This window comes from Hymenobacter sp. 5317J-9, assembly GCF_022921075.1.
In the GTDB taxonomy this organism is placed as follows: domain Bacteria; phylum Bacteroidota; class Bacteroidia; order Cytophagales; family Hymenobacteraceae; genus Hymenobacter.
Genome location: NZ_CP095050.1, coordinates 2,903,054 through 2,916,145, shown reverse-complemented (window position 1 = coordinate 2,916,145; position 13,092 = coordinate 2,903,054). Strand labels below are relative to the sequence as shown.

General features: G+C 61.3%; 11 protein-coding genes and 1 pseudogene. 8 read left to right on the top strand and 4 right to left on the bottom strand.

Features of this window, described 5'->3' with window-relative positions:
• The first annotated feature begins 100 nt into the window (after positions 1–100).
• The gene (gene bshB1, locus MUN81_RS12345; protein WP_245110788.1) at positions 101–820 is read left to right on the top strand and encodes a bacillithiol biosynthesis deacetylase BshB1; all 720 of its coding nucleotides are present in this window, start codon (positions 101–103) and stop codon (positions 818–820) included.
• 124 nt (positions 821–944) lie between these two features.
• On the opposite strand, the gene MUN81_RS12340 is transcribed toward bshB1, so the two are convergent.
• Positions 945–1,364, bottom strand: a complete 420-nt coding sequence (locus tag MUN81_RS12340; protein ID WP_245110787.1) for a secondary thiamine-phosphate synthase enzyme YjbQ — start codon at positions 1,362–1,364, stop codon at positions 945–947.
• A gap of 227 nt (positions 1,365–1,591) precedes the next feature.
• Between MUN81_RS12340 and MUN81_RS12335 the strand changes: the two genes are divergently transcribed.
• Both MUN81_RS12335 and MUN81_RS12330 read left to right on the top strand, forming a co-directional pair.
• Positions 1,592–2,032, top strand: coding sequence for an antitoxin Xre/MbcA/ParS toxin-binding domain-containing protein (locus MUN81_RS12335; protein WP_245110785.1), 441 nt, complete (start codon positions 1,592–1,594; stop codon positions 2,030–2,032).
• A gap of 1 nt (position 2,033) precedes the next feature.
• Positions 2,034–2,489 (top strand): RES family NAD+ phosphorylase, encoded by a 456-nt coding sequence (locus MUN81_RS12330; RefSeq protein ID WP_245110783.1) that lies wholly within the window; start codon positions 2,034–2,036, stop codon positions 2,487–2,489.
• Positions 2,490–2,527: 38 nt separating this feature from the next.
• On the opposite strand, the gene accC is transcribed toward MUN81_RS12330, so the two are convergent.
• On the bottom strand, positions 2,528–4,039 hold the full coding sequence (gene accC, locus MUN81_RS12325; RefSeq protein ID WP_245110782.1) for an acetyl-CoA carboxylase biotin carboxylase subunit: 1,512 nt from the start codon (positions 4,037–4,039) through the stop codon (positions 2,528–2,530).
• A gap of 213 nt (positions 4,040–4,252) precedes the next feature.
• Between accC and MUN81_RS12320 the strand changes: the two genes are divergently transcribed.
• Positions 4,253–5,500, top strand: a complete 1,248-nt coding sequence (locus MUN81_RS12320; protein WP_245110780.1) for a pyridoxal phosphate-dependent aminotransferase family protein — start codon at positions 4,253–4,255, stop codon at positions 5,498–5,500.
• Between the two features lie 255 nt (positions 5,501–5,755).
• A pseudogene (locus MUN81_RS22820) lies at positions 5,756–5,926 on the top strand (histone H1); the annotation flags it as partial.
• A 239-nt stretch (positions 5,927–6,165) separates the two neighbouring features.
• Here MUN81_RS22820 and tyrS read toward each other — a convergent pair.
• Positions 6,166–7,479, bottom strand: coding sequence for a tyrosine--tRNA ligase (gene tyrS / locus MUN81_RS12310; RefSeq protein ID WP_245110776.1), 1,314 nt, complete (start codon positions 7,477–7,479; stop codon positions 6,166–6,168).
• Between the two features lie 184 nt (positions 7,480–7,663).
• Between tyrS and holA the strand changes: the two genes are divergently transcribed.
• Together holA and MUN81_RS12300 are read left to right on the top strand one after the other, a co-directional pair.
• Positions 7,664–8,722, top strand: coding sequence for a DNA polymerase III subunit delta (holA, locus tag MUN81_RS12305; protein ID WP_245110775.1), 1,059 nt, complete (start codon positions 7,664–7,666; stop codon positions 8,720–8,722).
• 57 nt (positions 8,723–8,779) lie between these two features.
• On the top strand, positions 8,780–8,992 hold the full coding sequence (locus MUN81_RS12300; RefSeq protein WP_245110773.1) for a hypothetical protein: 213 nt from the start codon (positions 8,780–8,782) through the stop codon (positions 8,990–8,992).
• 88 nt (positions 8,993–9,080) lie between these two features.
• Here MUN81_RS12300 and MUN81_RS12295 read toward each other — a convergent pair whose 3' ends face one another.
• Positions 9,081–9,620 carry a DUF4136 domain-containing protein gene (locus tag MUN81_RS12295; protein ID WP_245110772.1) on the bottom strand — a complete coding sequence of 180 codons (540 nt, stop codon included), beginning with the start codon at positions 9,618–9,620 and terminating at the stop codon, positions 9,081–9,083.
• Positions 9,621–9,827: 207 nt separating this feature from the next.
• Here MUN81_RS12295 and MUN81_RS12290 point away from each other — a divergent pair, with 207 nt between their 5' ends.
• Positions 9,828–13,064, top strand: coding sequence for a tetratricopeptide repeat protein (locus tag MUN81_RS12290; RefSeq protein ID WP_245110770.1), 3,237 nt, complete (start codon positions 9,828–9,830; stop codon positions 13,062–13,064).
• Positions 13,065–13,092: the final 28 nt, after the last annotated feature.

The following is a 13,092-nucleotide window of genomic DNA, read 5'->3' as shown; positions in this document are numbered from 1 at the left end:
GAAACATCCCGCATGCAAGAATAAATAATTGCTTCCACACGCGAGATGCTTCGGCTGCGCTCGGCATGACGTGCTATTTCAACATTCATATTTCCACCCCATGAAACTCGATATCCTGGCCCTCGGCGCCCACCCCGACGACGTTGAAATGTCCTGCACCGGCACACTGCTGGCCGGCATGGCCGCTGGCAAAAAAGTGGGCATCGTGGACTTCACCCGGGGCGAGCTGGGCACGCGCGGCACACCGGCCACCCGGGCCGAAGAGGCTGCCGCTTCCAACAAAATTCTCGGCATCGACATCCGCGAGAACCTGGGGATGCCCGATGGCTTCTTCCGCAACGACCGGGAGCACCAGCTGCCGCTCATCGCCGCCATTCGGCGCTACCGGCCCGATGTGGTGCTGGCCAACGCCATCTCGGACCGTCACCCCGACCACGGCCGCGCCGCTCAGTTGGCCATTGATGCTTGTTTCCTGGCCGGCCTGCGCATGATTGAAACCCTGGGCGACGACGGCCAGCCCCAGGAAGCCTGGCGCCCCAAAAATGTGTACCACTACATTCAGGACCGCCAGCTGCCGCTGGCCTTTGTGGTCGACATCACGCCGTATTGGGAAAAGAAGTGGGAGGCTATTCAAGCCTTCAAAACGCAGTTTTTTAATCCGGATTTGGATGCGCCGCAGACCTACCTCTCCAGCCAAGCCTTTGGCCGGTTTATGGAAGCGCGGGCGCGAGAGTTTGGCCACATCATCGGGGTCGAGTTCGGCGAGGGTTTCACGGTGGCACGCCCGGTGGGCGTGCGCGAAGTGGGCGACTTGCTGTAGTGCACCTGTGCTTTCGGTACCGCTCATGTGGCTTTGGTGACAAAAAACCGGCCCGGCTGCAAGCGCAGCCGGGCCGGTTTTTTGTCTGAGATTTTGCATCCATGCTAGCTCCGCGCTTGCCGCGTCACTCACCCATTAGCGTGAGCAGCAGCGAGCGGCGGTCGCCGTGCTCGCGGTGCTCGCCCAGGTAGATGCCCTGCCAGGTGCCCAGGGCCAGCCGCCCGTTTGTGACCGGGAGGCTCACGCTGCTGCCCAGCAGCGCGGCTTTCAGGTGGGCGGGCATGTCGTCGGGGCCTTCCGACGTGTGCCGAAAATAGGGCGCATTTTCGGGGGCCATGCGGTTGAAAAACTGCTCGAAATCGTGGCGCACCGTGGGGTCGGCGTTTTCGTTCAGGCACAGGCTGGCCGAGGTGTGCTGGATGAATACGTGCAGCAGGCCGGCCCGCACTCGCGTCAGCTCGGGCAGCTCCTGCAGCACGTATTCGGTGATGAGGTGGAAGCCCCGGCGCATGGCCGGCAGCCGCAGCTGTTTCTGGAAAACCATTGGGGAAGCGATGAAAATACGGTAGACTTAATACGCGCCGCGGGCCTGCCGGTAAACATCAGGTACTGAGTAATCGCGGCGAATTCGTATTTTGGGGGTAGGAGCGGGTTGTGTGCTGCCAGGAGTGCGCCGCCCAGCCGGTACACTCCTTCGCAACCAAAGGAAATATTTCTGCGTTGAGAGGGAAATATTTCCCATATTTGGGTAAGAAACCATCTTACATCCTTATGACAGCCGCCGCCACCCCGCCCGCCGTGTATTCGCCCGCCCTGCGGGGTCTGCAAGCCACCGTGGCCGATTCCTTCGCCCTTGTGATGGAAGCCCGGACCGGCGTGCCCGCCAAAATCGCCTTCGACGTAGCGGCCCTCCTCAAGCTCAGCGCCGACGAGCTGGCCGGCCTGCTGCACACCACCACCAAAACCCTGCGCGCCTACCGCGAAGGCAAAAAGCGCCTCGGCCCCGCCGCCAGCGAGCAAGTTCTCAAGCTGCTGGCCCTGGCTCACCAGGGCGAAGAAGTGTTCGGCGCGCTCCCGGCCTTTCGCCGCTGGCTCGATAAGCCCGCCTACGGCCTCGACAACCAGCCGCCGCTGGCCCTGCTCGAAACCAGCGGCGGTATCGACCTGGTGGCCGACGAAGTCGACCGGATTGCCCACGGCGACTTGGCGTAGAGTGGAAATCTACCGCATCTGCCTGGCCAAATACGCCGGCGAGCTCGTGGCCTCCGGCAACCCCGGCCGCTGGAACCTGCGCGGCCAGTTGGTCATCTATGCCGCCGGCAGCCGCGCCCTGGCCTGCCTCGAAAACGTGGTGCACCGCAGCGGCGAGGGCCTCAACAGCCTTTTCAAAGTCATCCGCATCGAAGTGCCCGATGCCCTCGCTATCGAAGAGCTAACGCTGGAACAGATGCCGGACGAGTGGCAGCTGCCGCGCCACTACGCCCGCTGCCAGCCCTTGGGTGACGACTGGTACCGCCGCCAGCAGGCGGCCGTGTTGCGGGTGCCGTCCTCCATCATCGCCCACGAGCACAACTACGTGCTCAACACCATCCATCCGGATTTTGCGCAGGTGAAGATTGTGGGCTGGGAGGATTTCGCGTTTGACCCACGGATTAAGCAGGAGGTATAAAAAAAGACCGGCTTGCCGGTCTTTTTTTATACTAACATCTACCGTACCCCCAGCCGGTTCTTCCGCCAGCCTGATGCCTCCGCGCCAGCCGTTTCGCCAGTCGCGGCTGCCGCTTTGGGCTTCTTCGTTTCTAGCAGCATGGCGCCGAGTGCGGCGGCCACTTTGGCCGTAGCCTCGTCCGGGGCCGTGGGAGCGAGGGTGGCGGGCGTGAAATGGTCCTTGATGAAGTTGGTGTCGAAATCACCGCTCACAAACGCGGGGTGCGTCAGCACGTAAGTGCCAAACGCCAGCGTGGTTTCGATGCCCGTGATTTTATACTCCTCAATGGCGCGAAGCATGCGGGCAATGGCCTCGGCGCGGTTGGCCCCGAAGGTGACCAGCTTGGCAATCATCGGGTCGTAGTAAATCGGGATGTCCATGCCTTGCTCGAAGCCGTCATCGACGCGCACGCCGGGGCCCTGAGGGCGCACGTAGGTGCTCAGGGTTCCGATGTCGGGCAGGAAGTTGTTTTGCGGGTCTTCGGCGTACACGCGCAGCTCCAGGGCGTGGCCGGTGATGGTGAGGTCGTCCTGCGCGAAGGGCAGCGGGTAGCCCTCGGCCACGCGGATTTGCTCCTTCACCAGGTCGAGGCCGGTGATTTGCTCCGTCACGGGGTGTTCTACCTGCAGGCGGGTATTCATCTCCAGGAAATAGAAGTTGCGCTTGTCGTCGAGCAGAAACTCCACGGTACCGGCGCCAGCGTAGTTGCAGGCGCGGGCCACGTCGACGGCGCAGCGGCCCATTTCGGCGCGCAGCTCGGGCGTGAGCACCGACGAAGGTGCTTCCTCAATCACCTTCTGGTGCCGGCGCTGAATGCTGCACTCGCGCTCGAACAGGTGCACAATGTTGCCGTGCTCATCACCCAGCACCTGGATTTCGATGTGGCGCGGCCCGGTCACGAACTTCTCAATAAACACCGCCCCGTCGCCAAACGCCGACACGGCCTCGTTGATGGCCAGCTGCATCTGCTCCTCAAACTCCTCCACGCCGTTCACGATGCGCATGCCCTTGCCGCCACCGCCGGCCGAGGCTTTGATGAGGATGGGAAAGCCCACTTCCTCGGCAATGCGCTTGGCGGCGGCCACGTCGGAAATAGCCTCGGCCGTGCCCGGCACCAGCGGGATGTTATAGGCTTGCACCGCCTGCTTGGCCGAGAGCTTGTCGCCCATGATTTCCATGGCCTCCGGGCTGGGTCCGACGAAAATCAGCCCGGCCTCTTTTACTGCCCGCGCAAAGCCGGCGTTCTCCGAGAGGAAGCCGTAGCCGGGGTGAATGGCGTCGACGCCCAGTTCCCGGCACACTTCCAGAATCTTGTCGCCGCGCAGGTAACTGTCTTTCGAGGCGGGCGGGCCCACGCACACGGCTTCGTCGGCGTAGCGCACGTGCAAAGCGTTGCGGTCGGCTTCGGAATAGATGGCCACGGTGGCAATGCCCATTTCCTTGGCGGAACGGAGCACACGGAGGGCAATTTCGCCGCGGTTGGCGACAAGCAGCTTGGAGATTTTCTTCATAAGTAAAAGCGGGCGGGACGGATTTAGGCCACAAAGAAACGGGCTAAGCGCGGGCCCTCCTCAAACATCGGCCCTGCCAAACCGTTATTAAGCCCAAATTATGTACAACGGCGGCCCGGGGTTACCTTTGTGATTAGGCAGGTATTGGGTTTTTGCAAAATAGCCCTTTCGCCTGCTTACCGCCCTTTACTTCACCTCATTCCCGTTTTTTCAGTGGATATTTTCGACCGGATTTCGGCGAACCGCGGCCCGCTTGGCTCGCACTCGCACTACGCCCACGGCTATTTCACGTTCCCCAAGCTCGAAGGCGAAATCAAGCCGCGCATGATGTTCCGGGGCAAAGAAGTGCTGACCTGGAGCCTCAACAACTACCTGGGCCTCGCCAACCACCCCGAAGTGCGCCAGGCCGACCGCGAAGGTGCCACCGACTACGGCATGGCCTACCCCATGGGTGCCCGCATCATGAGCGGCAACTCGACCCTGCACGAGCAACTAGAGAATGAACTGGCCGACTTCGTGCAGAAGCCCAGCGCGCTGCTGCTCAACTTCGGCTACCAGGGCGTGGTGAGCATCATCGACGCGCTGGTGAGCCGCCACGATGCCATTGTGTACGACGCCGAGTCGCACGCCTGCATCATCGACGGCGTGCGCCTGCACCAGGGCAAGCGCTTCGTGTTCCCGCACAACGACATCGCCAACCTCGAAAAGCAACTGGAGCGCGCCAAGCGTCTGACCGACGAAACCGGCGGCGGCATTCTCGTCATTACCGAGGGCATGTTCGGCATGTCGGGCAACCTGGGCAAGCTGCGCGAAATCGTCGAGCTGAAGAAAAAATACGACTTCCGCATCTTCGTCGACGATGCTCATGGTTTTGGCACGCTAGGTCCCACGGGCGCCGGCACGGCCGAACATTTGGGCTGCATAGAGGGCGTAGACTTAATTTTTTACACCTTCGCCAAGAGCATGGCCAGCATCGGCGCGTTCGTGGCCGGGCCGGAAAGCGTTATTGAATATTTGCGTTACAATATGCGCAGCCAGATTTTCGCCAAATCGCTGCCCATGCCTCTCGTAATTGGCGCCCTGAAGCGCCTGGAGCTGATTCGCAACCACCCCGAATACCGCGAAAACCTCTGGACCGTGGTGCGCGCCCTGCAAAGCGGCCTGAAGGAAAAAGGCTTCAACATCGGCACCACCGAGTCGCCGGTAACGCCCGTGTTCCTCAACGGCGAAATCCCCGACGCCACGGCCCTAACCTTCGATTTGCGTGAGAATCACGGCATTTTCTGCTCTATTGTGGTGTATCCGGTGGTGCCCAAGGGCGTAATTATGCTCCGCCTCATTCCCACGGCGGTGCACACTTTGCAAGACGTGCAGGAAACGATTGCGGCGTTTGAGGCCGTGGCCACCAAGCTCGATAAGGGCCTGTACAGCAAAGCCCCCGCCGCCACGCAAACCGCCTAAAATAGCCCGCCAAGGCACTTGGCGCCGGCTTCCCGCGAGGGAGGCCGGCGCTTTTGTTTTAGTACTATTCTAAGCTAAGGGGTTTAGCGCTACTTGCTGGAATCAAGGTTTTTTTTCAAAAAATCGGCCTCTGAAAGCCGGGAAGGGGGTTTTGAAAAAAAAGTGAAAAACTTGCTTGCATTTGAAATCCCTGTATATTAGGGCCGGCTTAACCGCTTATAACGCTCATTTTTCACCCCCAAACCCCAAACCCCAATGAACAACTTTGGTAAATTGAAGGACCTCGTAATGTCGCTGGAAGACGATTTCTCGAAATTCTACGACAAGCAGAACGCTGCCGCTGGCACCCGCGTGCGCAAAGGCATGCAGGAGCTGAAGACGATGGCTCAGGCGTTCCGCACCGAGGTGCAGAACACCAAGAACGCTGCTGCCGGCGCTACCAAAGCGCCCGCTGCCGGTGGTGCCAAGAAGGCTGCTCCCGCCGCCAAAAAGGCTGCCCCCGCTGCTGCTAAGAAAGCAGCTCCTGCCAAGAAGAAGTAATCACGAATTCGTCGGATTCGGCGAATACGTAGATAACGAAAAAGGCCCCGCCGATTGGCGGGGCCTTTTTTTGTGGCGTATGGGTGCCGAGCCAAGCACCGGCGGAGCGCCGGCTGACCGTTATTCTACACCAGTTCGACAAGGAAGTAGTCCTTTTTGCCCTTCTTCACCACAAAGTACTTATCGTGCAGCCGGGGCAGTTCGGCTACCAGGGCGTCGGGGGATGTGAGCTTGGTGCCGTTGATGCTCAAGCCGTTGGATTGGATAAGCTTGCGGGCTTCGCCGCGGGAGGACAGAATCTGCTTGTCGGTGGCGTCGCTCAGGAGCACGGCCACGTTGAGGTCGGGCGCAGCAGCGCGGGGCACGCGCAAGTGCGGCAGGCCGGCAAAGGCATCGAGCAGCGTGGCTTCGGCGAGGGAGCTGAGGTCGCCACCTTTGCCAAACAGCACTTCGGACGCCGCCACGGCGGCCTCATAAGCGGCTTCGGAGTGCACGCGGATGGTGACGTCTTTGGCCAGGGCTTTCTGCAAGGTTTTCAGGCCGGGGTTTTGGGCGTGCTCGGCTTCGAGGGCTTCAATCTCTTGCTGGCTCAGCAGCGTGAACACGCGGATGAGGCGCGGGGCGTCGGCGTCTTCGGCGCGTAGAAAAAACTGGTAGAACTGGTAAGGCGTGGTGAGAGCCGGGTCGAGCCACACGGTGCCGGTTTCCGACTTGCCGTACTTGGTGCCGTCGGCTTTGGTGATGAGCTGGCCGGTGAGGGCGTAGGCTTTGGCCTCGGTGCCTTCGGCGTTGGCGATGCGTCGAATGAGCTCGGTGCCGGTGGTGATGTTGCCCCACTGGTCGCTGGCGCCCATTTGCAGCGTGACGCCCAGCGCTTTGTTGAGGTGCACGAAGTCGTAGCCCTGCAGCAGCTGGTAGCTGAATTCGGTATAGCTGATGCCGATGCTGTCGCCGTCCTCGCCGCCGCCAATGCGGCGCTTCACCGAGTCCTTGGCCATCATATAATTCACGGTGAGGTGTTTGCCCACCTCGCGCAGAAATTGCAAAAAGCCGAAGTCCTTAAACCAATCGTAGTTGTTCACCACCAGCGCGCCGGTGGGGCCTTCGGAGAAGTCCAGAAACTTCTCGAGCTGGGCCTGAATGCCGGCCTGGTTGCGGCGCAGGGTGGTTTCGTCGAGCAGGTTGCGCTCGGCCGACTTGCCGCTGGGGTCGCCAATCATGCCGGTGGCGCCGCCCACCAGGGCCACGGGGCGGTGGCCGGCGCGCTGCAGGTGCACCAGCAGCATGATGGTGGCCAGGTTGCCGATGTGCAGCGAAGCGGCGGTGGGGTCGAAACCGATGTAGCCGGTGATGGGGGCATTCGTGGCCAGGTGCTCGGCGGTACCGGGCATGGCATCGTGAAACATGCCGCGCCAGGTCAGTTCAGGGATGAAATCCAATTGGTAAGTGAGTAAATTGAGTAAATGAGTAAGGTGGGGCTTCGCTGATGGAAGCTCCTGCCTGATTTTGCGTCGTTGCGCACTCGTTCGCAAAGGTACTAGGTGGCTTTACCTTTGCCAGAGATGAAGTCAGTGCTTGCAGAGCATTCACTTCATCTCATTTACCCACTTACGCATTTACCACTTGATACTCGAAGCCGACGCGATACTGAAGCAACTGCAGCAACGGCAGTTTCAGCCCGTGTATTTTTTGCAGGGCGAGGAGCCGTATTACATCGATGTGGTGGCCGATTTGATTGAGAAAACGGCGCTGGCCGAGCACGAGCGCAGCTTCAACCAGGTGGTGGTGTACGGCAAGGACGTGGACGTAACCGGCATTCTGGGCCAGGCCAAGCGCTTTCCCATGATGGCCGAGCGCAGCGTCGTCATCGTGAAGGAAGCCCAGACAGTGGCCGACCTGGAGCAGGAGCGGAGCTGGCCTTTTCTGGAGGCATATCTGAAAAACCCGCTGCCCAGCACCGTGCTGGTGTTTTGCTACAAGCATAAGACCCTGGACAGCCGCAAAAAGCTGGGCAAGCTGCTCGCGGGCAAAGAGTCGCCGGCCGTGCTGATGACCAGCAAAAAGCTCTACGACAGCCAAGTACCACAATGGCTCACGGCCAACGTGAGGGCGCGTAATCTGCAAATTACGGGGCAGGCCACGGCCATGCTGGCCGAGTACATTGGGGCTGATTTGGGACGCTTGGCCAATGAAGTCGACAAGCTGGCACTCAACCTCAAGCCCAATCAACCCATCGACGAGGAGCTGGTGCAGCGGCTGGTGGGCATCAGCAAGGACTACAACATTTTTGAGTTGCAAAAAGCCCTGGTGCAGCGCGACGTGCTCAAGGCAAACCGCATTCTGGGCTATTTCGCCGCCAACCCCAAAGCCAACCCGCTGATTCCGAACCTTACGCTGCTGTTCAATTTCTTTACCAAGCTGCTGGTGCTGCATCAGTCGGGCGCCAACCCGCCCGATGGCGTATACAAAAGCCTGGGCATCATGAACAGCTTTGCCCAGAAGGAATACCAGCAGGCCCTGCGCGCCTACCCGGCAGAGCGGGTGGTGGGCATCATTCACGACATCCGGCGGGCCGATGCCCAGAGCAAGGGCATCGAAAGCGGCTCGATGGACGACGCCGAAATCCTGCGCGAGCTGGTGTGGCTGATTCTGCACGCGGTGCCGGCCGGCGTGCTGGGGTAACGCGAGGCGGGCTGCTTGCGTAGAAATCAGACATTCACCTCAAATCTGATTTCACTCATGAGCAACCAACCCAGCAATACTCTCGGCGGCATGATTTCCGGTCTTTTTGGCGGTTTTAGCGGCCGCACCAACGACGATGGCAGCCGCGTCGGCGCATCGCCCTCACGCAAGCTGGTGGGCGGCGCCCTGCTGGCCGCCGGAGCGGCCTACCTCTACAAGCGCTACAAAAACGGCAACCTCAATGTGCCCGGCATTGCTCCGAAGCAATAAAACAGCAGCAGAATAGAAAGAAAAGCCCCGTCAGCTGATGCTGACGGGGCTTTTCTTTCTATTCTGCGTTGAGGATGAGCCGCTGAAGTTACTGGGTAGGTGCAACCGGATATCGGTCAAACAGGGCAGTCACGGCCTCATCAATTCGCTTGGCGAGCTTGTCGGCTTTGGGGGAAAGGACGCTTTGCACCGAGCCCTGCCAGATGAGTTCCTTGCGCGCTGCATCCACTATTTCCACCGTGGCAGTGCCTTCTTCGTAGCGGCCTACCGCTACGTTCTGGCTTTGCCAATGGTAGTTGCGCTGCCCAATGTAAAGCGGGGCGTCGCGCAGAGTGGTTTCGCGGGTTTGCACCTTGTCCTTGGTTACCACGCCGACGTTAACCCATAGGTCGGGGCGGGCCGATGGCTGGTAGCCGCGCCGCTGCATTTCGCGGCTGATGGCTTGTTTCAGGGTTTCGATGCCATTGCCGGGCCCTTGAAAGGCTGCATCGTTGCGGGCGGTCACGTCTAGGAAGTTAAAGGTCTTGAAGGCCCGGAAATCGACGTTAGGCTCTTGCTCGACGTTCTGCACCAGTTCGGAAGCACAGGCGGAAAGGCCCAGCAGGAGGGCGAGAAGTAAGGTTTTCATAGGTGGCGGGCATTGCGTGGGCATCTTTGGTATACGCTTGCTGCCCGCAAGAGGTGTGGATGAGCTTGGGGGCAAACCCTGCTACGCACGGGCCCGATGGGCAATGAAACCCTTGATTTCGCCGTTGGCGGGGCAACCTACGGGCATTTATCGCTACTTTTGGCCAGTTCCCGGGCCCGATGCGGCCCCTCCACGCAAGGTAATTACATGAAGCTATTTCCCCGGCTGGCGCTAGCCGCCGCCCTGAGCGCGGCGGCCCCGCTGGCGGCCCAGGCCCAGCAATCCCAGGTTTTTGCGTCCGACGAGCGGCATTTTCAGGAAGGGTTGGAGCTGTTTGACCGCGGCCAGTACGGGGCCGCGCAGGAAGCATTTCGGCAGTACCTGGCCATCGAGCCGGTGCACGCCAGCCAGGGCGGCGCCGCGGCCCGCGACCGCACCGCCGACGCCGAGTACTACGTGGCGGTGAGCGGCCTTTACCTGTCACACCCCGACGCCGAAGGTCTCATCCTCGATTTTGCGGCCCAGCACCCGGCGCACCCGCGCGCCGCGGCGGCCTATTTCGAGTTGGGCAGGTTCTATTTCGACCAGAAAAATTACGAGGCGGCCATCCGCTACTTCCAGAAAGTGGCGCCCGATAACCTCAGCAACGACCAGCGCGCGGAGTCCGATTTTAAGCTGGCCTACAGCTATTTCGAGCAAAAAGATTACGAAAAGGCCCGCTTGCTTTTTGACCGCAACAAGCAGGTGCAAAGCCAGTACAAGTACGCCAGCTCGTACTACGCGGGCTACCTGGCCTACCGCGCCGGCGACTACGCCGCCGCCCGCACCGACCTGGCCGTGGCCGAGCAGAACGATGCCTATCAGCCCGTGGTGCCGGCCGTGATGACGCAGATTTACTACCGCGAAGGGAACTTCGACGGCCTGATAGGCTACGCCACCAAGGCGCTGCAAAACACGCCGCCGCCGCAGAACTCCGACGAAATCCAGCTGTTGCTGGGCGACGCGTACTACCAAAAAGGCCAGTACAAGGAAGCGGCCGAAAACTTCGATAAGTACGCGGCCATTCACAAGGGCAAGATTGAGCCGGCGCTGCAGTACAAAATCGGTTTCGCCAACTACAAGATGGGCGACTTCAAGGGCGCCATTGCCAACCTGCGCAACGTGGCCGTACGCCGCGACTCGTTGGGCCAGAACGCCGCCTACCACCTGGGCCTGAGCTACATTCAGACCAACCAGAAGCCGCAGGCGGTAACGGCTTTTGAGGCCGCGCGGCAGTCGACGTTTGACAAAGGCATTGCCGAAAATGCCACGCTCAAGCTGGGCCAGGTGCAGTACGAGCAGGGCAATCTACCCGAAACCATTGCCGTGCTGCGCGATTTTCGCAAAAAGTTTCCGCGTTCTAAAAACCAGCCCATCGTCGACGACCTGCTGAGTACCAGCTTCCTGGCCTCGACCGACTACAACCAGGCGCTCACCTACCTGGATGGCCTGGAAGACCGCAGCGCCAAGCTTGATGCCACTTACCAGCGCGTGGCCTACTCCCAGGCCGCCACGCTCTACAACAACGGCAACTACTCGGAGGCGCTGCCGCTGCTGGACAAGTCGCTGAAATACCCGGCTGATGATGCATTGCGGGCCGCGGCCCAGGTGTTGCGGGGCGAGATTTTCAGCGTGGGCCAGCAGTACCAAGACGCCATTACGGCCTACGTGGCGGCGGCCCGCTCGGCCCGGCAGGGCGGCGTGAGCCCCGAGGAGGCCGATTTCGAGCAAAAAGCTCGCTATGGCCTGGGCTATGCCTACTACAACACCAAGCAGTACGACCGCGCCCGGCCGCAGTTCCAGGCGTTTGTGAGCGACAACGACGCCAAGCCTTCGGACCCGAACTACTACGATGCCACGCTACGCCTCGCCGACACCTACTATGTGGCGAAAAGCTACCAGCAGGCGCTGGCTTTGTACGACAAGGTCATCAATGCCAACGCCGCCGACAAGGACTACGCTTACTACCAGAAAGGCCGCACGCTGGGCCTGATGGGCCGGCGCGACGAAGCCAACACGACCCTCGCAGCTCTGCTAAAAACCAGCCCCAACTCGCGCTACGCCGAGGAAGCGGTGTTCCAGCAGGCGCAGCTGTCGTTTGAGGCCGGTGAATACCAGCCAGCGGTGGATGGCTTCACCCGGCTGATTGCCAACCGGCCCAATAGCCCGCTCATGCCGCAGGCCCTGCAAAAGCGCGGCGTGGCCTACGCCAACCTGCAGCAGCAGGAAAAAGCCGTGGCCGATTTTCAGAAAGTGCTGACGGACTACCCGCGCAGCGAAGCCGCGTCGCAGGCCATCTATAGTCTGCAGGAAAGCCTGACGGCCCTGGGCCGTACGGAGGAGTTCGACGCTGTGCTGGCCTCATTCAAGATTCAAAACCCCGACAGCAAGGCCACCGAGAGCGTGGAGTTTGAAGCGGCGAAGTCGCTGTATCTGGCTGAGAAATACAAGCCCGCCATTCTGCGCCTGGAGTCGTACTTGAAGCAGTACCCGCAGTCGGCCCTGGGGCCCGATGCCCGCTTCTTCCTGGCCGATTCCTACGTGAAAACCGGCGACCGGCAGCAAGGCATTGCCCGCCTGCGCGACGTGGTGACCGAAGGCAAGAGCGAGTTCCTGAACCGCGCCGTGGGCCGCCTCGCCGACCTCGAGTTTGAGAACAAGAACTACGCCGAGGCCGCCAAATACTACGAGCGCCTGCGCGGCGCCAGCACCAACCGCCGCGAGGTGGCCAACGCAACGCTGGGCCAGATGCGCAGCCTCTACGAAGCGGGCGATTACGCCGGCACCCGCCGCGTGGCCGAAGAGCTGCGCGCCCAGGCCGGCGCCACCGCCAACGCCACCAATGCCGCCCTGCTCTACCTGGGCAAGGCCAGCTACCGCGCCGAGAACTACGACCAGGCCGCGACCGAGCTGGCTGCCGCCGTCACGGCCGCACCCAACGACGTGAACGGCGCCGAAGCCCAGTATTTCCTGGCCCAGACGCTGTTTAAGCAGAAGAAAAACGAGGACGCCATTGCCGCCGCCCTCAAGGTGAACGCCAACTACAGCAGTTACGCGCTGTGGCAGGGCCGGGCGTTCCTGCTGGTGGCCGATGTGTACGCGGCCGAAGGCGACAATTTCCAGGCCCGGGGCACTTTGAACTCGCTCATCGACAACAATTTCCCGGTGGCCGAAGTGGTGGAGGCCGCCAAGCAGCGCCTCAAAACCCTGGGCGCCGACCAGCCCGAAGAGCCCGCCGAGCCCAAACCTGCGCCGAAAACCCCGGCCAAAGCACCGGCCAAGACGCCCGCGCCCATCGGCAAGCCGGCCACCACGCCCGCCCCAACAAAGGGCAAAACCGCCGTGCCCCGCACCAACCTGCGCGGCAATACCACCGCCCCGGCCGACACGGCCACCCAGCGCTAACCCGGCGCATTTACTCACTGAATAATTG